The organism is Streptomyces sp. Act143, assembly GCF_003143935.1.
GTDB lineage: Bacteria > Actinomycetota > Actinomycetes > Streptomycetales > Streptomycetaceae > Streptomyces.
Genome location: NZ_QFRX01000001.1, coordinates 6,521,218 through 6,540,677, shown reverse-complemented (window position 1 = coordinate 6,540,677; position 19,460 = coordinate 6,521,218). Strand labels below are relative to the sequence as shown.

18 protein-coding genes are annotated in these 19,460 nt (G+C 71.2%); 12 read left to right on the top strand and 6 right to left on the bottom strand.

Annotated features, from left to right (window positions below; genetic code table 11):
- Positions 1-91: 91 nt before the first annotated feature.
- Complete coding sequence (locus tag DI272_RS29960; protein WP_109501116.1) at positions 92-844, bottom strand: DUF4097 family beta strand repeat-containing protein; 753 nt, start codon at positions 842-844, stop codon at positions 92-94.
- 222 nt (positions 845-1,066) lie between these two features.
- On the opposite strand from DI272_RS29960, the gene DI272_RS29955 reads away from it, so the two are divergent.
- Positions 1,067-2,191 carry a serine hydrolase gene (locus tag DI272_RS29955; protein WP_109501115.1) on the top strand — a complete coding sequence of 375 codons (1,125 nt, stop codon included), beginning with the start codon at positions 1,067-1,069 and terminating at the stop codon, positions 2,189-2,191.
- A 53-nt stretch (positions 2,192-2,244) separates the two neighbouring features.
- Here DI272_RS29955 and DI272_RS29950 read toward each other — a convergent pair whose 3' ends face one another.
- Positions 2,245-3,243: a mechanosensitive ion channel family protein gene (locus DI272_RS29950; protein WP_109498318.1), complete on the bottom strand. Its 999-nt coding sequence runs from the start codon at positions 3,241-3,243 to the stop codon at positions 2,245-2,247.
- Between the two features lie 357 nt (positions 3,244-3,600).
- On the opposite strand from DI272_RS29950, the gene DI272_RS29945 reads away from it, so the two are divergent.
- Entirely contained in the window at positions 3,601-4,023 is a 423-nt protein-coding gene (locus DI272_RS29945; RefSeq protein WP_109498317.1) for a DUF6003 family protein, read from the top strand.
- A gap of 129 nt (positions 4,024-4,152) precedes the next feature.
- Complete coding sequence (locus tag DI272_RS29940) at positions 4,153-4,659, top strand: SRPBCC family protein (protein ID WP_109498316.1); 507 nt, start codon at positions 4,153-4,155, stop codon at positions 4,657-4,659.
- 93 nt (positions 4,660-4,752) lie between these two features.
- On the opposite strand, the gene DI272_RS29935 is transcribed toward DI272_RS29940, so the two are convergent.
- Positions 4,753-5,028, bottom strand: coding sequence for a hypothetical protein (locus tag DI272_RS29935; RefSeq protein ID WP_109501114.1), 276 nt, complete (start codon positions 5,026-5,028; stop codon positions 4,753-4,755).
- Positions 5,029-5,275: 247 nt separating this feature from the next.
- On the opposite strand from DI272_RS29935, the gene DI272_RS29930 reads away from it, so the two are divergent.
- The 4 genes from DI272_RS29930 (at position 5,276) to DI272_RS29915 (ending at position 10,649) form a co-directional block, all read left to right on the top strand.
- The gene (locus DI272_RS29930; protein WP_109498315.1) at positions 5,276-6,190 is read left to right on the top strand and encodes a diiron oxygenase; all 915 of its coding nucleotides are present in this window, start codon (positions 5,276-5,278) and stop codon (positions 6,188-6,190) included.
- A gap of 38 nt (positions 6,191-6,228) precedes the next feature.
- Entirely contained in the window at positions 6,229-7,908 is a 1,680-nt protein-coding gene (locus tag DI272_RS29925) for an FAD-dependent oxidoreductase (protein ID WP_109498314.1), read from the top strand.
- Between the two features lie 178 nt (positions 7,909-8,086).
- Complete coding sequence (locus tag DI272_RS29920) at positions 8,087-9,304, top strand: metallophosphoesterase (protein WP_109498313.1); 1,218 nt, start codon at positions 8,087-8,089, stop codon at positions 9,302-9,304.
- A 151-nt stretch (positions 9,305-9,455) separates the two neighbouring features.
- Positions 9,456-10,649, top strand: a complete 1,194-nt coding sequence (locus DI272_RS29915) for a cytochrome P450 (protein ID WP_109498312.1) — start codon at positions 9,456-9,458, stop codon at positions 10,647-10,649.
- A gap of 82 nt (positions 10,650-10,731) precedes the next feature.
- Here the strand turns inward: DI272_RS29915 and DI272_RS29910 are convergent, their stop codons facing one another.
- A complete protein-coding gene (locus DI272_RS29910; protein ID WP_109498311.1) occupies positions 10,732-11,661 on the bottom strand; it encodes a LysR family transcriptional regulator in 930 nt (309 codons plus the stop codon).
- A 229-nt stretch (positions 11,662-11,890) separates the two neighbouring features.
- Between DI272_RS29910 and DI272_RS29905 the strand changes: the two genes are divergently transcribed.
- Positions 11,891-12,787 carry an aminoglycoside phosphotransferase family protein gene (locus DI272_RS29905; RefSeq protein WP_109498310.1) on the top strand — a complete coding sequence of 299 codons (897 nt, stop codon included), beginning with the start codon at positions 11,891-11,893 and terminating at the stop codon, positions 12,785-12,787.
- A 66-nt stretch (positions 12,788-12,853) separates the two neighbouring features.
- Here DI272_RS29905 and DI272_RS29900 read toward each other — a convergent pair whose 3' ends face one another.
- Complete coding sequence (locus DI272_RS29900) at positions 12,854-13,978, bottom strand: HAMP domain-containing sensor histidine kinase (protein WP_109501113.1); 1,125 nt, start codon at positions 13,976-13,978, stop codon at positions 12,854-12,856.
- Positions 13,979-14,138: 160 nt separating this feature from the next.
- Here DI272_RS29900 and DI272_RS29895 point away from each other — a divergent pair, with 160 nt between their 5' ends.
- Positions 14,139-15,296: a peptidoglycan bridge formation glycyltransferase FemA/FemB family protein gene (locus tag DI272_RS29895; protein WP_109498309.1), complete on the top strand. Its 1,158-nt coding sequence runs from the start codon at positions 14,139-14,141 to the stop codon at positions 15,294-15,296.
- A 13-nt stretch (positions 15,297-15,309) separates the two neighbouring features.
- On the opposite strand, the gene murF is transcribed toward DI272_RS29895, so the two are convergent.
- Positions 15,310-16,653 carry a UDP-N-acetylmuramoyl-tripeptide--D-alanyl-D-alanine ligase gene (murF, locus tag DI272_RS29890; protein WP_109501112.1) on the bottom strand — a complete coding sequence of 448 codons (1,344 nt, stop codon included), beginning with the start codon at positions 16,651-16,653 and terminating at the stop codon, positions 15,310-15,312.
- A 127-nt stretch (positions 16,654-16,780) separates the two neighbouring features.
- Between murF and DI272_RS29885 the strand changes: the two genes are divergently transcribed.
- From DI272_RS29885 to vanX, 3 genes are read left to right on the top strand one after another with little or no spacing between them, the layout of a single operon-like run.
- The gene (locus tag DI272_RS29885; protein WP_109498308.1) at positions 16,781-17,770 is read left to right on the top strand and encodes a D-isomer specific 2-hydroxyacid dehydrogenase family protein; all 990 of its coding nucleotides are present in this window, start codon (positions 16,781-16,783) and stop codon (positions 17,768-17,770) included.
- Positions 17,763-18,803 carry a D-alanine--(R)-lactate ligase gene (gene vanA / locus DI272_RS29880; RefSeq protein ID WP_109498307.1) on the top strand — a complete coding sequence of 347 codons (1,041 nt, stop codon included), beginning with the start codon at positions 17,763-17,765 and terminating at the stop codon, positions 18,801-18,803. Before DI272_RS29885 ends, vanA begins: the two co-directional genes overlap by 8 nt.
- Positions 18,800-19,426: a D-Ala-D-Ala dipeptidase VanX gene (gene vanX / locus DI272_RS29875; protein WP_109498306.1), complete on the top strand. Its 627-nt coding sequence runs from the start codon at positions 18,800-18,802 to the stop codon at positions 19,424-19,426. The genes vanA and vanX overlap by 4 nt, the downstream gene beginning before the upstream one ends.
- Positions 19,427-19,460 lie beyond the last annotated feature (34 nt).

Here is a 19,460-nt window from a genome sequence, read left to right as displayed (position 1 = left end):
CACAGGTCCCTGAGTCGCGGAAAAACGAGCGACAGTCACTTTAAAACACCACGTCAGGGTGTTTCACGTGAAACTGACAGCCCGTCACGCCTCAGTCCCGGCGGGCCGTGACGTCACCGTTGACCGTGGACAGGGTCATCAGGCGGTTTCGGTCGGCGCCCTGGGCGTGCACATCGGTCGTGGTGCGCCCGTTGTCGGTGCCCATGGTGACGTGGTAGGCCGGGGCATCGCGGGGGACGGTGACATCGACCGAGCCGTTGACGGTCCGCGCGGTCACGCCCGTGGGCGCGGCGGCGCACTGCAGCACCACATCGCCGTTGACGGTGGTCGCGCGCAACCCGTCGGCCTCGACAGAGGACGCGCGCACCGATCCGTTGCGGGTGGACAGGCGCAGCGGGGCGTCGTCCTGACCGGAGTGGGTCACCGTCACGTCGCCGTTGACGGTCGTCACGTCCAACGCGGCGGCCACGTCCACCACGTCGATGCCGGCGTTGCGGGCGGTGACAGTGACCTTCGCGCCGTCGGGGATCGTGACGTACGGCATCCGTGGACAGCCGTGGCCGTCGTGGTCGGCGCAGCCCAGGTCCAGGGTCCAGCGGTCGTCGTGGCGGGACCAGTGGGCGTCGATCCGGTCGTCCACGGTGATGTGGTCGCCGTCGGCCGGGCGCAGCCGCAGCCCGTTGTCGGTGCTGATGAGCACCTCGTCCCCGGACGCTGCCGCACGCAGTGCGTTGTCGGCCCGGGCGGCGTCGGAACCACCGTCGTCGCAGGAACTCGCGAACGGCAGTGCAAGCAGCAGCAACAACGTCGGGGACAGCAGGCGCCGTGGGGGCATCACCATCATGCCCCTACGGTTGCCCCGCATCGACACGGCCATGGCGGCGCGCACCGTATCGGCTGGACGGGCGGACCGTGGCCCGGCCCTACGGGATGTCCCGGAAGGGTAGGGGCACCCCCCGGCCCGATACGGTGATCACCCCCATCGCTGCGACCCGCCCCCCTCCAGCAAGCTCAGTGCGTACCGAACGAGACGAAACTGATGCGCTGCCCGAGAGGCGAGGTCGAGATGAGACACGTGCGACGGACGCTGCTGACCGCTACGACGGCTTTGGCGGCGGTGGCGGTACTGGCGGCCCCGACTGCGGTCGCGGCGACACCGGGAGACGGGGGTCGGGCGGGGCTTCAGGACTCGCTGGACGGCGTCGTGGCCACGGGAGCCGTGGGTGCGCTGGCGGAGGTGCGTGACGCGGACGGAACGTGGCGGGGTGTCAGCGGGGTCGCCGAACTGGACACGACGCGACCGGTTCCGGCGGCCGGAAGGTTCCGGGCGGGCAGCATCACCAAGACGTTCGTCTCCACCGTCGCCCTGCAACTCGCCGACGAGGGCCGGCTGCGGCTCGACGACACGGTCGAGAAGTGGCTGCCAGGTGTCGCGCCGAACGGCCACCACATCACGCTGCGGCAGCTGCTCAACCACACGAGCGGGCTGTACGACTACCTGCGCACGTTGCCGATGCCGCCCGGGCCGGAGTTCCTGGCCAACCGCTGGCGGACCTGGACGGCGGCCGAACTGGTGCAGCGCGCCGTGGTGCACGCGCCGACGTTCGAACCGCCGGGTTCGGCCTACAGCTACTCGAACACCGGCTACCTGCTGCTCGGCCAGGTCATCGAGGAGGCGACCGGACGGACGTACGGTGCGGAGATCGAGCGCCGGATCATCCGGCCGTTGGGGTTGCGCGACACCTCGCTGCCGGGCACGTCGCCGCGCCTCGACGGGCCCCACCCCCACGGCTATGTGCCGATCGCGCAGGGCGACGGAACGAGCCTCGTCGACTACACGGAGATGAACCCTTCCGTGATGGGCGCGGGCGGCGAGATCATCTCCTCCACGAAGGATCTCAACCGGTTCGTCGCCGCCCTGCTCGACGGCCGACTGCTGCCGGATCACCTCCTCGCCGAGATGAAGACACCGGGCGTCCCGGACAGGCACTACGGGCTGGGGCTGGCCTGGAAGGACACCTCGTGCGGGGTCCGGGTGTACGGCAACGACGGCGATGCCCTGGCGTACCAGGCCTGGTCGTTCGCGACGGAGGACGGGCGACGTCAGGTCACGGTCGCCCTCACACCCGACTTCCGGGGCGACGCCGACGACGCGGTCGACGCCTTCCTGGACCAGGCCTTCTGCGACTGACCGGCGGCTCCGCTCACCGTTAGCAGCCTTACCGGGAAGGGAAATTGAAACGTTCAATTCATCGAGGCGTGAGCCGGGTTCTCCGTGCGCAGCCAGACGGTGTGCTGCCGGAACGGAATGTCGACGCCCGCCTCGTCGAGGGCGTCCTTCACCCGGCGGCGCAGCTCGCGGGTGACGCCCCACTGCTCCTGGGGCACCGTCTTCACGGCGAGGCGTACGACGATGCCGTCCGCGTCCAGGGACTGCACCCCCCACACGGACGGGTCTTCGAGGAGCAGGTCCCCGATCGCCGGGTCCCGGCGCAGCTCCCGGCCGGTCTCCTCCAGCACCCGTTGCACCGTGGTGAGATCGGCGGTGTGGGAGACGGAGACGTCCAGGACGGCGCGCGCCCAGTCCTGGCTGTCGTTGCGGACCCGCAGGATCTCTCCGTTGCGGATGTGCCACAGACCGCCGTTGAGGTCGCGCACATGAGTCAGCCGCAGGCCGACGTGCTCGACCTCGCCCACGGCCTCACCGAGGTCCACGGAATCGCCGACGCCGTACTGGTCCTCGATCATGATGAGAAGACCGGAGAGGTAGTCGGCGACCAGGCTCTGCGCGCCGAAGCCGATCGCCAGACCGACCACGCCGGCGCTGGCCAGCAACGGGCCCAGCGCGATGCCCACCTGGTCGAGGACCATGGCCACGCCGACCAGCGACAGCATGATGGTCACCGTGCTGCCGAGGACCGTGCCGATGGTGCGGGCCCGCTGCTCGCGGCGCTGACGGACCCGGGAGCGGTCCCGTTGCAGCACGGCCAGCCCGCGCCCGCGGCGCCTCGCCGGCCTGGACTCGCCCTCCCCCGGCGCGGGCTCCAGCACATGGCGCACGATCCGGGTGATGGCCCGCCCGGCCAGCCAGCGCACCACGGCGAGCACCACGATGATCAGCACGATGCGCAGGGGTATCTCGATCAGCGCGGCAGTGTGGTCACCGAACCAGTGCGTCCAGCCCGCGGCGAGCTGGAGGTCCGGATGCGGGGCGTGAGCGGCGGGCGGCGGTGTCGTCGGCACGGTGTCTCCGTTCCTCGGCTGTGGAATGTCGTCGGCCGCGCCTACCCAGGCCTCGCGAAAGCATGATCCTCTGCTTCGGGAGGCGAGCGGGGCACAGGGCGGGGCGGCTCCCCGGGTGCGTGCGGACGGGCCGACAGCAGACCGACGCGAGGCACCTCCCGGGCCGGACCGGACGCGAGACGCCCGGCGCGACACACCCCGCACCGGACCGAGCACAAGAGGCCCGGCACGACACACCCCGCACCGGACCGAGCGCAAGAGGCCCGGCACGACACACCCCGCACCGGACGTAAGACGCCCGCCCGGGGGTATCTGTGCCGCCGTCAGCAACCTTCTTCACCTGTGAGGAACCCGAGGATGACCGACGACGCCTACCTGGTCCTGATCGACGACACGGCTCCGAACCTCGGCGTACCGCCCGCGGCCATCGGCGAACCGGCTTGCATGGAGACCCCCGCGGTACGGGCGTGGCTGGACGCCCAGGGCGTCTCCGCGACGTCGCCGGAGCTACGCCTGCTGCCGCCCGAGGAGACGGCGGCCATCCCCGAGGACGCCGAGCGGATCCCCGTACCGCTCGGTGAAGAGGAGCTGCTCCGGCTCCGCCACCATCTCGCGCCCGAGAACCTCGCCCGGCTGGAGGAGGAACTGCTCGACTACCGCTCCCGGACCGAGGGGCGCGACGCGCTGCTCACCCGCGCCCTGGCGGCGGGCGTACCGGCCCACCGCGTCGCGGAGTTGACCGGAGAGGATCTGGCCGTCGTGAAGGGCATGGTCCGCTGACCGTCCGCGCGAAGCGGACGCCTCGGTGCCCGCCCCGCGCGTCTCATGGCATGCTCACTACCGAGCAGTAGCTTCTGCACCGGCGGCTGCTGCGAACAGAGTCGTCATCCGTCCGTGGGAGGCAGCGCAGTGGCCCGAGTGTTCACCGTGAGCAGCAGCATCGTCATCGACGTGACGCCCGAGGTCGCCTACCGGGCGGTGAGCCGCCCCGAGGACATGGGCCGCTGGAGCCCGGAGAACCTGGGGACGACCGGGGCGTCGGCGGGCGGCCCGGCGGTCGTGGGCGGCACCTTCACCGGACGCAACAAGCGCGGGCGCTTCAGGTGGGTGACACGCTGCACCGTCACCGCGGCCGAGCCGGCCCGCCGGTTCGCCTTCCGCGTCCACGCCATCGGGGTCCGCACGCCCTGGCTGCGTGGGCCGATCGCCTCCTGGGAGTACCGCTTCGAGCCGGTCGGTGCCGGCACCCGGGTGACGGAGATCTGGACCGACGACCGGCGCCGGTGGCCGGACTTCGCGGCGAACGCGTTCGACCGGCTGGCGACTTCCGGCCGGACTTTCGCCGCCTTCCAGGCCCGCAACATCGAGACGACACTGCGCAACCTCAAGCGCGAACTGGAGACGAAGGGCGCCTGAGCACATCCCGCGCGGACGGGGCCGGCATGCCGCCGCACGCGGGCCGCAGTCCGCGCGGGCGCCCCCTCCGCCCCACTCCGGCGCCCACGCCGGTCACGGCGTGTCCCCCCGCCAGTCCAGATACCGGCCCGGCCCGTCCCGCAGTGCGTACCGCGCCCGGCCGCCCCGCCCGTGGGCCCCTATCTCCGTGCGCAGCTCCACCCCCGCCCGCAGCTCGCCCCCGGGCCTGCCGGTGATGTCCAGCAGCAGCCCGTCCAGCGGGCCCGCGACCAGTTCGGCGTAGACACGGTCCGGGCGGGGCCCGGCATCCTCGTGATCGGCGCCGTAGACACGACCGCGCATGATCTGCGCCCAATCCGCCCATTCCATACGGGTCAGCGTCGCATCCACCACTGACAACGCCCCGCTCACAGAACATCCCGACGGTTCTTACTTACTCAGGGGTAGGCTCAGCACGAGTGCTTGTTATACGTTCCGTCTAACAACGAGCGGGGGCCGCGCGCCACCGGGACCCGTGGTGCCCCGACGGCCTCACGAGGCCGCCGGACCCCGCGCCGCCGCATCCACGCCCGTACGGCGGAGCCGTCGCGTCACTCGACACTGAGGAGTTGGGAGCATGGCAAGCAGCACGGTCCGGCCAGAAGCCGAGCACGATGTCCAGGCCGCGGACATCGCCGGCCGACTGCTCGACTCGGCCCGGCAGCTCTCCTACGACCCCTTGAACGAGGTCGACTGGGAGACCCCCCTGGACGAGGACTTCCACGGCACGAGCCCCGAGTGGAGCACCCTGTACGGAACCTCGTACTGGGCCGAGCTCACCGAGGCGCAGCGCAAGGAGCTGACCCGGCAGGAGGCCGCCTCGGTCGCCAGCACCGGCATCTGGTTCGAGATGATCCTCCAGCAGCTGATCCTGCGGGACGTCTACGCCAAGGACCCGACCGACGAGGCCGTCCAGTGGGCCCTCACCGAGATCGCGGACGAGTGCCGGCACTCGATCATGTTCGCCCGCGGCGCCAAGAAGCTCCGGGCCCCGGCCTACCGGCCGCGCCGGGTGGCGGTCGAACTGGGCAGGGCGTTCAAGACCCTGGCGTTCGGCGAGGCCGCCTACGCGGCGATCCTCGTCGCCGAGGAGGTCCTGGACGTCATGCAGCGCGACTGGATGCGCGACGAGCGGGTCGTGCCGTTCGTCAGGACCATCAACAACATCCATGTGGTCGAGGAGTCCCGCCACATGAAGTTCGCGCGCGAGGAGACCCGCCGCCATCTGGCGAAGGCGGGCCGGGTGCGCCGGCAGATCCACGCGTTCGTGATCGCGGTGGCGGCGTACGTCATCGTCACGAGCATGGTGAACAAGTCCGTGTACGCCAACGCAGGCCTGGACTCCGAGCGGGCCGTCGCCGAGGCCCGCGCCAACGAGCACCACAAGGCGATGCTGCGTTCCAGCTGCGCCGGCCTGATGGAGTTCCTCGCCTCGGCCCGGCTGCTGACCAAGCCCGCCCTGGCCTTCTACAAGCGTGCCCACCTGATCTGACCCGACCCCCGGCAGCGTTGCCGAGCAGAGCGGACACCATGACCTACGCGATCACCCAGACCTGCTGCGCCGACGCCACCTGTGTCGCCGTCTGCCCGGTCAACTGCATCCACCCCACGCCGCAGGAGCGGGCGTTCGGCAGCACCGAGATGCTCCATGTCGACCCGCGGGCCTGCATCGACTGCGGCGCCTGCGCGGACGCCTGCCCGGTGGACGCCATCATCCCCGTGGACCGGCTGACCGGCCCGCAGAAGGCGTACGCCGAGATCAACGCCGCCTACTACGACGGCACCCCGGCCCCCGGGCCGGCCGCGGGCAGCCCCAACTTCCATGCCTGGGACCGGCCTTCGTTCGAGCGCGCACTGCCCGCCGACTTCCGGCCGCTGCGGGTCGCGGTCGTCGGTACCGGGCCTGCGGGCATGTACACCGCCCAGGATCTGCTCCTGCACACCAACGCCCAGGTCACGCTCATCGACCGGCTGCCGGTGGCCGGCGGGCTGGTGCGCTACGGCGTCGCCCCCGACCACCCGGCGACCAAGAAGATCGGCGACACCTTCGCCCGCTTCCACGACCACCCCCGCGTGCGGATGCTGCTCGGCCTGCGGGTCGGGGAGCAGGTCAGCGCGGAGGAACTCGCCGCCCACCACGACGCGGTGGTGTACGCGGTCGGGGCTTCCGCCGACCGGCGCCTGGGCATCCCCGGCGAGGACCGCACCGGCAGCGTGTCCGCGACCGACTTCGTCGCCTGGTACAACGGCCATCCCGATGTCGCGCCGGACGCGATCGACCTGTCCGCCGAGCGTGTCGTCGTGGTCGGCAACGGCAACGTGGCCCTCGACGTGGCCCGCATCCTCGTCGGCGACCCCGGGCGGCTGGCCGGCACCGACATCGCCGACCACGCCCTGCGGGCCCTGCGCGCCTCCGCCGTGCGCGAGGTCGTACTCCTGGGCCGCCGGGGCCCCGAGGACGCGGCCTGCACCCGGCCCGAACTGCTCGCGCTCACCCAACTCCCGGGCGTACGGCTGGTGATCGACGACCACGACCCCCGGGCGGGCGCCGCGATCGACTCGGCCGCGCCGGGTGAACTCGCGTCCCTGCTGCGGGAGGTGCCGCGCGAGAAGGTCGACTGGTCGCGAACGCCGGGTGAGGGCAGGCGTATCGTGCTGCGCTTCCACTCCGCACCGAGGGAGATCGTCGGGGACGGCGGCACAGCTCCCGACGGACGGGTGAGCGCCGTGCGGGTCAGTGGCACGGGCGGCGCGGCCGGCAGCGACGGCGATGTCCTGCTCCGTGCCTCGATGGTCCTGCGGGCCATCGGCTACCGGGGAACACCGGTGCCGGGTCTCCCGTTCGACGAGGCGACCGGGACCGTCCCGCACGAACGGGGGCGGGTGACGGGCCTGCCCGGCACCTACGTCGTGGGGTGGATCAAACGCGGTTCGTCGGGCGGCATCGGCGCCAACCGCACCTGCGCCGCGGAGACGGTGGGCACGCTGATCGCCGACGCGATCGAGGGCACCCTGCCCCGGCCGACGACCCCGGTCAAGGCCTTCGCGCGGCTGGCCCGACGGCGGGCCCCGCAGGTCGTGGACGCGCGTGGCATGGCTGCCATCGACCGGACGGAACGCGCCCTCGGGGACAGCGACGGCAGGCCGCGCACCAAGCTCACCACCATCGGCGACCTCGTCACCGCCGCCCGCCGCCGCACAACACGCTGACGCGAACACGGCCCGCTTCCCACGACTCCGCCACCCGCCACCGCACCACGGGCTGACACGGATGCGGGCCACCACACCGCGCGCTGACACGGCTACGGATCGGCTCCTACGACTCCGCCGTCCCCCTCCGACACCGCAGCGGGCATCATGTGTCGGACAGGACGGCAAGAGGAGCAGCGTGACCGATACCAGCGACACCCGCCCCGCGGACGACGCAGCGCAGACGACTCGCCGGAGTCCGCTGCTCCGCCTGACGCGCTACCTCCCCTTGATCGCGCCCGTCCTGCTGTGGACGGTGCCCTGCTGGGTGCTGCTGTACTCCGGGCAGCACTGGCCGCTGCCCGTCACGGCGGTCGTCACCGCCCTGTTCGCCATCGGTCTGATCACCATGCCGCTCGCGATGGTGCGCGGCCACGGCCGGCGCCAGCAGGACCGGTGGGCGATCCTCGGTGTCACCCTGCTGGGCAGCAGCTGGGTCCTGTTCACCTGGTCGGTACTGCTGGGCGTCCTGCTGCGGCCGGCCCTGGCCGTGGCCGGCGCGGGGGACGGCCAGGACCGGGCCCGCATCGTGACCTGGGCCGTCCTCGGCACGGCCGCCGTACTGCTCGTCTGGGGGTACACCGAGGCCCGTCGCGTGCCCCGCGTGCGCGCACTGGACGTGCCGCTTCCGCGCCTGGGAGCCGGGCTCGACGGCACCCGGGTCGCCCTCATCACCGACACGCACTACGGCCCCCTCGACCGCGCCCGCTGGTCGGCACGGGTCTGCGAGGTGGTGAACACCCTGGAGGCCGATCTCGTCTGCCACACCGGCGACATCGCGGACGGCACTGCCGCCCGCCGCCGCGCCCAGGCCGCCCCGCTGGGCACCGTGCGGGCCACCCGGGCCCGGGTCTACGTCACCGGCAACCACGAGTACTACAGCGAGGCCCAGGGCTGGGTCGACCTGATGGACGAGCTGGGCTGGGAACCGCTGCGCAACCGTCATCTGCTGCTCGAACGCGGCGGCGACACCCTCGTGGTCGCCGGCGTCGACGACGTCACCGCCGAATCCTCCGGCCTGGCCGGGCACCGCGCCCACCTCGCCGGGGCCCTGGACGGCGCCGACCCCGAACTGCCGGTTCTGCTCCTGGCCCACCAGCCCAAGTTCGTCGACCGGGCGGCCGCCTCGGGCGTCGACCTCCAGCTCTCCGGCCACACCCACGGCGGCCAGATCTGGCCCTTCCACCACCTGGTCGGCCTCGACCAGCCCGCCCTCGCCGGCCTCAGCCACCACGGCGAGCGCACCCTGCTCTACACCAGCCGCGGCACCGGCTTCTGGGGTCCGCCCTTCCGCATCTTCGCCCCCAGCGAGATCACCCTGCTCGTGCTCCGCTCCCCACGACCGGCCGCCGGGTAGCGGCGGAAGGGCCGGTACGGCGGTCCAGGCGGTCCAGGCACTGGCGGTGGCGGCACTCGTCCTGAAGTCTGGGTCCGCGCACGACCGCGGAAGCCTGACAGCGGACCTTCTCCCGGGTACAGACACCGATCCCAGCCGGAGGCGACAGTCGATGGACCGAGCCGATCACGACGTACGGAAGACCCGCCGGGAGCACGGCGGTCCCGGCTGCCCGATCGACCACGGCCACGACGGCACGTGGCAGGTGCGCGGCTATCAGGCGGCGCGCGCCTTGCTGCGCAGCACCGACACCGTGCAGGCCGGTCTGGGCATCGAGACCGTGGAGAAGCTGCCCGCCCGCGTCCGGCGGCCCGTGCTGTACCGGGACGGGCTCGAACACCGGGAACACCGCCGCCAGACCGCCCGCTACTTCACGCCCCGGCGCGTGGACGAGCACTACCGGGACCTCACCGAACGTGTCACGCAGCGCCACCTGGACACCCTGCGGACCGAGGGTGAGGCATGGCTGGAGGACCTCACCTTCGGTGTCGCGATCGACGTGGCGTGCGGGGTGATCGGCCTGACCCACAGCAGACCCGGCATCCAGCGCCGGCTGGAACGCTTCTTCCCCGAGAAGTTCGGCAAGCCCGGTTTCACCAGTTGGCACGGGCTCCGCTGGCTGTTCCGCCAGAACACCAACTGGCTGCGCATCTACCTCGCCGACGTCCGCCCGGCCGTCCGCGCCCACCGCGAACGGCCCGCCGACAACCTGATCTCGCACCTTCTCGCCGAGGGGTGCTCGACCGCCGAGATCCTCGGCGAGTGCCTCACCTACGCCGCTGCCGGCATGGTCACCACCCGCGAGTTCATGTGCGTCGCCGCATGGCACCTGTTCACCGCCGAGACGCTGCGCGAGCGCTACGAGACCGGAAGCGAGGCCGAACGCCTGGCGGTGATCCACGAGATCCTGCGCCTGGAACCCGCCGTCGCACGTCTGCGGCGCAGGACCACCGGCGCACTGGACGTGCCGGGCGCCAACGGGCCGGTCACCGTGCCCGCCGGCGCGCTCGTCGACATCCTCGTGGACGAGGCCAACACCGACCCGCAGGCCGTGGGAGCCGCCCCCACCGCCATCCGGCCCGGCCGGCCCGCGACAACCGGCCGGTACGCGGCTGCCCTGTCCTTCGGCGACGGACCGCACCGCTGCCCGGGTGCCGACCTCGCCTTGATGGAGACCAACGTCTTCCTCGGCCGTCTCCTGGCCCTCGAGAACGTCCGCATGCTCACACCGCCCCGCCTCACCTTCCAGGACGAGATCGGCGGTTATGCGATCCGCGGACTGCGCGTAGCCGTCGACCGGCGCTGACCTCAGTGGCGGTACGCGGCCGTCGCCACATCGGCGCAGGAGCGGATCAACGGGTTGGCGACGCCTTGGTTTCAGACATAGGTCACGCCGGGCGCGGGTACGGATCGTCGGTGGGCAGCCAGGCGTCCGGAGCGTGGATGCCGAGGTCGCCGACGCCGTCGCTCAAGGCGTCGACCACGGCGAGAACCTCGGCGCGCTCCTCCGTCTCGCGCCAGACCAGGGACCAGGTCCAGTACACCTTCGGCCCCACGATCTCCCGCCGCACCAGGTCCGGCGGCAGCGGCGCGGTCTGCCCCTTGGGCGAGTTGACGACCGGACGGCGGCACTGGCGGACGTGGTCGAAGAAGGCCGGGCCGGTGACGGCGCCGTCCGAGATGCGCACCGCACGGGCGCCTGTGGTGCGGGCCAGTTCCGCGGCGTAGTCGTTCCACGACCGCCAGGAGGTCAGGTCGTCGTCGACGAGGACGTCGGTCTCCCCCGCCGGTATGTCGTCGCTGTCAGTGCCGACCGCCACCGCGTAGAGCCGGGCGGCGCCGATCAGCCGGGCCCGCAGTCCGAGCTTCGCCAGGTCCTGGTTGCGCACCCAGCACACGGCCACGTCCAGACTGCCGTCGGCGACCCGGGCGGCCTGCGCGTGCGACGGCGCGACCCAGGCGTCGATGTGCACCTTGGCCACGGCGGCGGTCCGTGCTGTCAGGTCCGGGGGAAGCCAGTTCACGTAACCGAGCCGGACCGACTCCGACGCCGACAACCGACCGGCACGGCGCCGCAGCTCATCGGCCTGCTCCAGCAGTGCCCGGGTGTGCGGCAGGAGGGAGGCGCCCGCCGGAGTGAGGGAGACGGAGCGACGGTCCCGGTCGAACAGCCGGACACCCAGGTCGCGTTCGAGCGCCTTGATCTGCTGGGACAGCGAGGGTCCGGCGATCAGCAGGCGTTCGGCGGCCCGGCCGAAGTTCAGTTCCTCGGCGACCGCGACGAAGTACCTCAGCTGGCGCAGCTCCACGCTCGTCATGCTACGCGCCACGCGGCCGGCCCTCTCAGCCGCGAGGCGGCCGGCCGTGGCAGCCGGCCGTGGCAGTCAGTCGTCCCAGGGCCCGCTCGGCCAGCGGGGGCTGCCGTCTCGGCGCACCGACGTGAAACGCGGTCGAAGCGGAGCCCGGCCAATAAGGAGTGGCTGTCGTCGCGGTTGATCTGATCTGCTTCCGGGGTTCCGGATCGAACCAGTGGACGGGCGTGTGAGCATGACCATGCACGATGACCAAGTGGACGTGACCACCCAAACCGTTGCGGCCTTGGTCCATGAGCAGTTCCCCGAGTGGAGCGGCAGGACGATCCGCCGCCTGTCGTCGACGGGAACGGTCAACGCCGTCTTCCGCATCGGGGACGATCTCGCCGCGCGTCTCCCCCTGCGTCTGGCCGGTGCCGCCGAGACGCTGACGGTCCTGGAGAAGGAAGCCGAGGCGAGCGCAGAGCTGGCGGCGGTGTCCCGGTTCCCCGTGCCAAAACCCGTCGCCCTGGGAAAGCCGGGAGCGGGATACCCGATGCCGTGGTCGGTCCAGACATGGCTGCCGGGAACGGGCGCCTCGGATGCCGACCGCAGTGGCTCGGAGGCCTTCGCCGAGGACCTGGCGGTCTTCATCGCAGCGCTGCGGGGCGCCGACACACGGGGCCGGTGTTTCAGCGGCGACAACCGTGGCGGCGTTCTCGCTCACCACGACGCCTGGATGGCGGAGTGCTTCGAGGAGAGCGAGGGGCTGCTCGACGTGCCCCGGCTGCGCCGCCTCTGGGCCCAGTTCCGGGAGCTGCCCCGCACGAGTGCCGACGTGATGAGCCATGGCGACCTGATCCCCGGCAACGTACTGGTCACCGGAGGCCGGCTCGGCGGCGTACTCGACACCGGCGGCTACGGCCCGGCCGACCCCGCGCTGGATCTGGTCGGCGCCTGGCACCTGTTGCAGCCCGGCCCGCGGGACGTGCTCCGACGGGCCTTGGGCTGTGACGATCTGGAGTGGGAGCGCGGCAAGGCGTGGGCGTTCCAGCAGGCCATGGGGTTGATCTGGTACTACGCCGAGAGCAATCCGGCGATGAGCAGCATGGGGCGCCGGACGCTCGACCGCATTCTGGAGTCGATCGAGTGATGCCGGCCCGTCGGGCGGTTCGGGCCGGACGCACCTCTGTGCCGCCGCCCCGGTCGGCTCCGGGCCTCAACTGGCCCTCGACGGTGGAGGGCCGGGCACAGTGGCCCGCCCTCCGCCCGCCGCGGGCAGTTCCACGGTGACGCGCAGTCCGCCGGCCGGGCGTGGGGCGAGCGTGAGGGTTCCGTCGTGTGCCTCGGTGATGGTCTCGACGACGGCCAGGCCCAGGCCGACGCCCGCCTGGTCGGTGTGGGTGCGCTCGGTGCCGCGCTGGAAGGGCTCGGTGAAGGTCGCGACCAGGTGTGGGGGCAGGTGCTCGCCGGAGTTCTCGACGCACAGCACCACTGCGGGGTGGTGGACTGCGGTACGGATCCGGATGGTGCCCTCTTGCGGCAGGTTGTGGACGATCGCGTTGTGTACGAGGTTCATGGTGAGTTGCAGCAGGAGCGCGGGTGAGCCGCTCGTCAGGGCGATGTCGCCGCTGGTCTCGACGGTGACGCCGTGCTTCTGCGCGAGCGGGTGGAGCGTCTCCGCCGCCTCCTCCGCGACGAGGGACAGATCGACGGGTTCTCGGGGGAAGGACCGCTGGTTGGCGCGGCTGAGCAGGAGCAGCGCCTCGGTGAGGTCGATGGCCCGGGTGTTGACGGTGTGGAGGCGTTCGACGAGTTCGCCGGTGTCGTGGTCCGGGTCGGCGCGGGCCACGTCGATGAGCGTCTTCGAGATCGCCAGCGGGGTGCGCAGTTCGTGCGAGGCGTTGGCGGCGAATCTCCGGTGTTCCGCGACGTGTGCCTCCAGTTGCGCGAGCATCGTGTCGAAGGCGTCGGCGAGTTCGCGGAACTCGTCCTTGCGGCCCGGCAGGCGGATCCGGTGGGACAGGGACCCGGTCGCGGCCATGCGGGTGGCGTGGGTGATGCGGTCCAGCGGCGCGAGCATGCGTCCGGCGAGGATCCAGCCTCCCAGGAGGCCGAACATCAGGAGGAAGACCGTGACCGCCGCCGCCGTCGGGGCGAAACCCCGCACGAAGAGGGTGCCCGGAGTCACCCGCACGGCCCCCGACTCATTGGTCAGCAACCATCCCTGCCGCAGGAGGAAGACCCCGACGGCGACGAGCAGCAGGGCGCCCGCGAGCATGAGGAACCCGGCATAGCTGAGGGTGAGTTTGAGGCGGACGCTCAAGCCGGGCTGCCTGTGCACCGTCACCACCGCCCCTGCCGGGTCACGGGGTGCGGTGTCGAACGAATCTCGTCCTCGGCGATCAAGACACGCATGCGTCAAAGCTATGAGGCGGCACATATCGTCCGCGTATCGAGAACCGCATACGCCCGGACAACACCCCGCCTCTTTGACTGCGGGCATGTTCTCCAGCGAACCAGTACGAGCAACAGCCGGGTACCCGGTCGTCAGGCCGATCAGCGCCGCCGAGCACGGGGCATTCGTGCGGGCCCAGCGGTCGGTCAGCTTTCTGCAGACTCCGGCGTGGGGCCGCGTCAAGACCGAGTGGCGCAGCGAGTCCCTCGGCTGGTTCGACGGTGGACGCCTGGTGGGTGCCGGTCTCGTCCTGCACCGCCCGGTGCCCCGGCTCGACCGCTTCACGCTGGCGTATCTGCCCGAGGGCCCGGTCATCGACTGGAGCGGCGACATCGGCGCGTGGCTCGATCCGCTGGCGGCGTACCTCAAGGAGCACGGCGCGTTCGCCGTCCGGCTCGGCCCGCCGGTGGTGACGGACACCTGGAGTGCCGCCCAGGTGAAGCAGGGCGTCGCCGACCCGGACATCCGGCGGTTGACCGATCTGCCGGCGCGGTGGAGCGACCCCGTCGGCGCCCGCGTGAGCAGCAGGCTCAAGGACGCGGGCTGGCTGCCGCAGAACCCGCGGGACGGTTTCGGGGTCGGGCATCCGCAGTTCAAGTACCAGGTTCCGCTGGCGGGCAGAACCGAGGACGAACTCCTCAAGGGCATGAACCAGCAGTGGCGCCGCAACATCAGAAGGGCGGCCGAGGAAGGCGTCGAGGTCACGGTCAGCGCCGGAGGGCAGGAAGACCTCAAGGCGTTTCACGACCTCTACGTCCACACCGCCGAGCGTGACCGCTTCATCCCCCGGCCGCTGCGCTACTTCGAGACCATGTTCGCGGAGCTGAGCGCCGAGGACCCCGAGCGGATCCTGCTCTATCTGGCCCACCACCAGGGCGACTTGGCAGCCGCCGCCGTCCTGGTCCGGGTCGGGGCCCACGCCGTGTACGCCTACGGCGCCTCCGCCACCGGGAAGCGCGAGGTGCGCGGCTCCAACGCCTGCCAGTGGGCGATGATCCGCGACGCGCTGGCGGCCGGCTGCGACGTCTACGACCTGCGCGGCATCACCCCCACCCTCGACGCCGACGACCCGCACGTCGGCCTGGTCCGGTTCAAGGCCGGCACCGGTGGCGAGGCGGTGCGGTACGTCGGCGAATGGGACCTGCCGCTGCGGCCGTTGGTGTACCGGGCCTTCGACCTCTACATGAGCCGGCGCGGACGCTGAACCGCACGGCCGACTACCCGAGCCCGGCGGCGACCTCGTCGAGGCGCGCCCCGCGGGACGCCTTCACCAGCACCACATCACCGGCGGTGAGGCAGCCGCGCAGCCAGTCGACGGCCGCGGCACGGTCGGCGAGGACCACCGCCCGCTCCCCCACCCCGTCGGCGATCGGCCAGGCGCCCTCGCCGACGACGGCCACCACGTCGGCCCGGCCGGCGGCGTACGCCCCGACGGCGCGGTGCTCGGCCTCGCTGTCGTCGCCGAGTTCCAGCATGTCGCCCAGCACGGCGATGCGGCGCCCGCCCGCGACGGCGGCCAGCGCGTCCAGGGCGGCACGGGTGGAGTCGGGGTTGGCGTTGTAGGAGTCGTTGAGCAGCGTCGCCCCGCAGGCGAGGTCGCGCCGCTCCAGCCGCCAGGGGGACAGCGAGGCGGTGGCCAGCGCCGCGCCGGCCGCATCGAGAGGCACCCCGGCGGCCAGCGCCGCCGCCGCGGCAGCCGACGCGTTGAGCGCTTGGTGGGCGCCGACGAGCGGCAGCGTGACGTGGGCCGAGGCGGCGGCGGTCCGCAGGGTGAACGACGGCCGGCCGAGCCTGTCGAGGGTCAGGCCGCGTACCCGGACGCCGGCGTGGGCCGCCCGGCCGAAGGTCACGACCGGGCCCTCCGCGGGGGCGCGCATCGCAGCCACCGCCGGATCGTCGGCGTTGAGGACGGCGGTGCCGCCGGGCACCAGCCCCCGCACCAGTTCGCCCTTGGTCCTGGCGATGGCGGCGCGCGACCCGAACTCGCCGAGGTGGGCCTGGCCGACGTTGAGGACGACGGCGACGTCGGGCGCGACCAGGTCGGTGAGCGCGGCGATGTCGCCGACATGGCGGGCGCCCATCTCCAGAACGAGGAACCGGGTGTCCGCCCGGGCGCGCAGCATGGTGAGCGGCACGCCGAGCTCGTTGTTGAGCGAGCCGACCGTGGCGACCGTGGGACCGGCGCCCGAGAGTACGGCCGCCAGCAGGTCCTTGGTGCCGGTCTTGCCCTGCGAGCCGGTCACCCCGACGACGGTCAGCCCCGCGCGCAACCGAGCCACGACATGGGCGGCGAGCAGCTGCAGCGAAACCTGGACGTCCTCGACCACGACGGTGGGCAGGGGTGTGGGCCGGGAGCCGAGCACGGCCACGGCGCCGGACCGCCCGGCCTGTTCCGCGTAGTCATGGCCGTCGGCGTGGTCACCGACGAAGGCGACGAAGAGGCCGCCCGGCTGGGCGCGCCGGCTGTCCAGCACGGCCGGCGCGGTCACGGTCACGGAGCTGTCGCCCGCGGCCTTTCCACCGACGATTTCGGCGATCTCGCCGAGGCTGAGCGGAATCACTCCGATTCCCAGGAGGTCATACCGGGTGCTGTGCAAGTCATGCCTCCAGTCAAGGGAGTCGGGCATATCGCGGGCATATCGAAAACCCCATACGTTCCGGCAACAAGGCGCCGCCTTGACTGGCGGCATGACCCACAGCGAAACGACCCGCATCACCGTGTACGGGTGCGGCCCGGACGAAGCTGTTCTGTTCCGCGAAATCGCACCGGGCCTCGGTGTGCGGCCGGCCATCACCCCCGCACCGGTGTCCGAGGCCAATACCGAACTGGCCTCCGGCAGCCGGTGCGTCAGCGTCGGACACAAGACACCCGTGACCCGAGACACGCTGCGTGCGCTCGGCCGAGCCGGAGTGGAATACATCTCCACACGGAGCATCGGCTGCAATCACATCGACGTGGATTACGCGGGCGGCGTCGGCATCCTCGTCGAAAACGTCTCCTACTCGCCGGACAGCGTGGCCGACTACACGTTGATGCTCATGCTGATGGCGCTACGGGACGCGAAATCCATGGTGCGCCGCACCGATCTGCACGACTACCGGCTGAGCGAGGCGCGTGGAAAGGAACTGCGCGATCTGACGGTCGGAGTGATCGGAACAGGCCGTATCGGCGCGGCCGTCATGGACCGGTTGCGCGGCTTCGGCTGCCGCATCCTGGCCCACGACAAGCGTCCCGCGAAGCGCCCCGGGGCCGCCGTCGAACACGTTCCGCTCGACGAACTGCTGCGGCGCAGCGACCTGGTCACACTGCACGCACCGCTCACCGCGGCCACGCACCACCTGCTGAACCGGCAGCGGCTGGCGCAGATGAAGGACGACGCGGTGATCGTCAACACCGGACGCGGCGCGCTCATCGACACCGACGCCCTCGTCCAGGAACTGGAAAACGGCAGATTGGGCGGCGCGGCGCTGGATGTCGTCGAGGGCGAGGAAGGCATCTTCTACGCCGACTGCCGGGACAAACCCCTGGAAAGCAAAGCGCTGTTGCGGCTGCAGGAGCTGCCGAACGCCGTCATCAGCCCGCACACCGCCTACTACACGGACCGCGCGCTGCGCGACACCGTGCAGAACTCCCTCACCAATTGCCTGACATTCGAAAGCGGGAACCAGCATGGCTAGGCTCAAGATCGGTATCGTATTCGGCGGCCGTTCCGAGGAGCACCCCATCTCCGTCAAGTCCGCGCGTGAGGTGGCGCGGAATCTCGATCCCGAGAAATACGAACCGTTCTACATAGGGATCACGAAGAACGGTTCCTGGAAACTCTGCAACGGCCCCGACACGGACTGGGAGAATCTCGACTCCCGCCCCGCCGTCCTGTCTCCGGACAGCGAAACGCACGGACTGCTCGTCCTGGAGCGGGAGCACTGCACGACGATCCGTCTGGACGTCGTCCTGCCCGTGCTGCACGGCACACTCGGCGAGGACGGCGCGATGCAGGGCCTGCTGGAACTCTCCGGCATCCCCTACATCGGCTGCGACATCCAGAGCTCCGCCCTGTGCATGGACAAGACCCTCGCCTATGTCGTCGCCAGAAGCGCCGGAATCGCCACACCGGATTTCTGGACCGTCGCAGCGGGCGAAACCATCGATCCCGCCTCCCTCCCCTACCCGGTCTTCGTGAAGCCGGCCCGGTCGGGATCGTCCTTCGGCGTCACCAAGGTGTCCCGGGCGGAGGAACTTCCGGGTGCCGTGGACGCGGCGCGGCAGTTCGACTCGAAGGTGGTGATCGAAGAGGCGGTCGTAGGCAGCGAGATCGGTTGCGCCATCCTCGGGAACGGAGCGGACCTCGTCGCGGGCGAGGTGGACCGGATCGCCCTCTCGCACGGGTTCTTCAGGATCCATCAGGAGCAGACCCCGGAGAACGGTTCCGACAACTCCACGGCGATCGTCCCCGCCGACATCCCCGAACCGTCGCGGCGACTCGTCCAGGAAACGGCCACGGCCGTCTACCGCGCGCTGGGATGCAGCGGTCTCTCGCGAGTGGACATGTTCCTCACGGAGGACGGACGCGTCGTCCTCAACGAGGTCAACACATTCCCCGGCATGACCTCCTACAGCCGTTATCCGCGGATGATGGCCGCCGCCGGTCTGCCGCTCTCCGCGGTGATCGACCACGCGGTCTCCCTCGCCTTGACGGGGAAGATGCAATGACACCGGTGGCGTCGAGGCAGGACGACTTCGTCTTCGTGGACGACCTGGCACCCGGAATACGCTGGGATGCCAAGTACGCCACGTGGGACAACTTCACCGGCAAACCGGTGGACGGCTACCTGGTCAACCGGGTCGTCGGTACGCGGGCTCTGTGCGCGGCCCTCCAGAGGGCGCAGGAGAAGGCCGCGGCCCTCGGGTTCGGGCTGCTGCTCTGGGACGGCTATCGGCCGCAGCACGCCGTGGACTGCTTTCTGCGCTGGTCCCGGCAGCCGGAGGACGGCCGGACGAAGCCGCGGCACTATCCCCGTATCGGCAGGGCCGAGATGTTCGAGAAAGGGTATGTCGCCGCCAGGTCGGGCCACAGCAGGGGCAGCACCGTCGACCTCACCCTCTATGACCTCGCCACGGGTGAACTCCTTCCCATGGGCGGCGACCACGACCTGATGGATCCCGTCTCCCACCATGGCGCACAAGGAATCGCCCCCACCGAAGCACGCAACCGCCGGCGCCTGCGCTCTCTCATGGAGACCTGCGGTTTCAGCGCGTACGAGCGCGAGTGGTGGCATTACACACTCGACGACGAGCCCTATCCGGACACGTATTTCGACTTCCCCATCACGTAGACCGCCCGGACCAGGGCAGGGTAGCTAGCCTGCG

What these genes read in the sequence shown, in the direction of transcription:
- DI272_RS29885 (WP_109498308.1), top strand. Translation starts at nt 16,781, where the DNA reads ATGACCCACAGCGAAACGACCCGCATCACCGTGTACGGGTGCGGCCCG.
- DI272_RS29935 (WP_109501114.1), bottom strand. Translation starts at nt 5,028, where the DNA reads ATGGAATGGGCGGATTGGGCGCAGATCATGCGCGGTCGTGTCTACGGC.
- DI272_RS29925 (WP_109498314.1), top strand. Translation starts at nt 6,229, where the DNA reads ATGACCTACGCGATCACCCAGACCTGCTGCGCCGACGCCACCTGTGTC.
- DI272_RS29910 (WP_109498311.1), bottom strand. Translation starts at nt 11,661, where the DNA reads ATGACGAGCGTGGAGCTGCGCCAGCTGAGGTACTTCGTCGCGGTCGCC.
- DI272_RS29960 (WP_109501116.1), bottom strand. Translation starts at nt 844, where the DNA reads ATGATGGTGATGCCCCCACGGCGCCTGCTGTCCCCGACGTTGTTGCTG.
- DI272_RS29895 (WP_109498309.1), top strand. Translation starts at nt 14,139, where the DNA reads ATGTTCTCCAGCGAACCAGTACGAGCAACAGCCGGGTACCCGGTCGTC.
- vanA (WP_109498307.1), top strand. Translation starts at nt 17,763, where the DNA reads ATGGCTAGGCTCAAGATCGGTATCGTATTCGGCGGCCGTTCCGAGGAG.
- DI272_RS29905 (WP_109498310.1), top strand. Translation starts at nt 11,891, where the DNA reads ATGACCATGCACGATGACCAAGTGGACGTGACCACCCAAACCGTTGCG.
- DI272_RS29930 (WP_109498315.1), top strand. Translation starts at nt 5,276, where the DNA reads ATGGCAAGCAGCACGGTCCGGCCAGAAGCCGAGCACGATGTCCAGGCC.
- vanX (WP_109498306.1), top strand. Translation starts at nt 18,800, where the DNA reads ATGACACCGGTGGCGTCGAGGCAGGACGACTTCGTCTTCGTGGACGAC.
- DI272_RS29915 (WP_109498312.1), top strand. Translation starts at nt 9,456, where the DNA reads ATGGACCGAGCCGATCACGACGTACGGAAGACCCGCCGGGAGCACGGC.
- DI272_RS29945 (WP_109498317.1), top strand. Translation starts at nt 3,601, where the DNA reads ATGACCGACGACGCCTACCTGGTCCTGATCGACGACACGGCTCCGAAC.
- DI272_RS29955 (WP_109501115.1), top strand. Translation starts at nt 1,067, where the DNA reads ATGAGACACGTGCGACGGACGCTGCTGACCGCTACGACGGCTTTGGCG.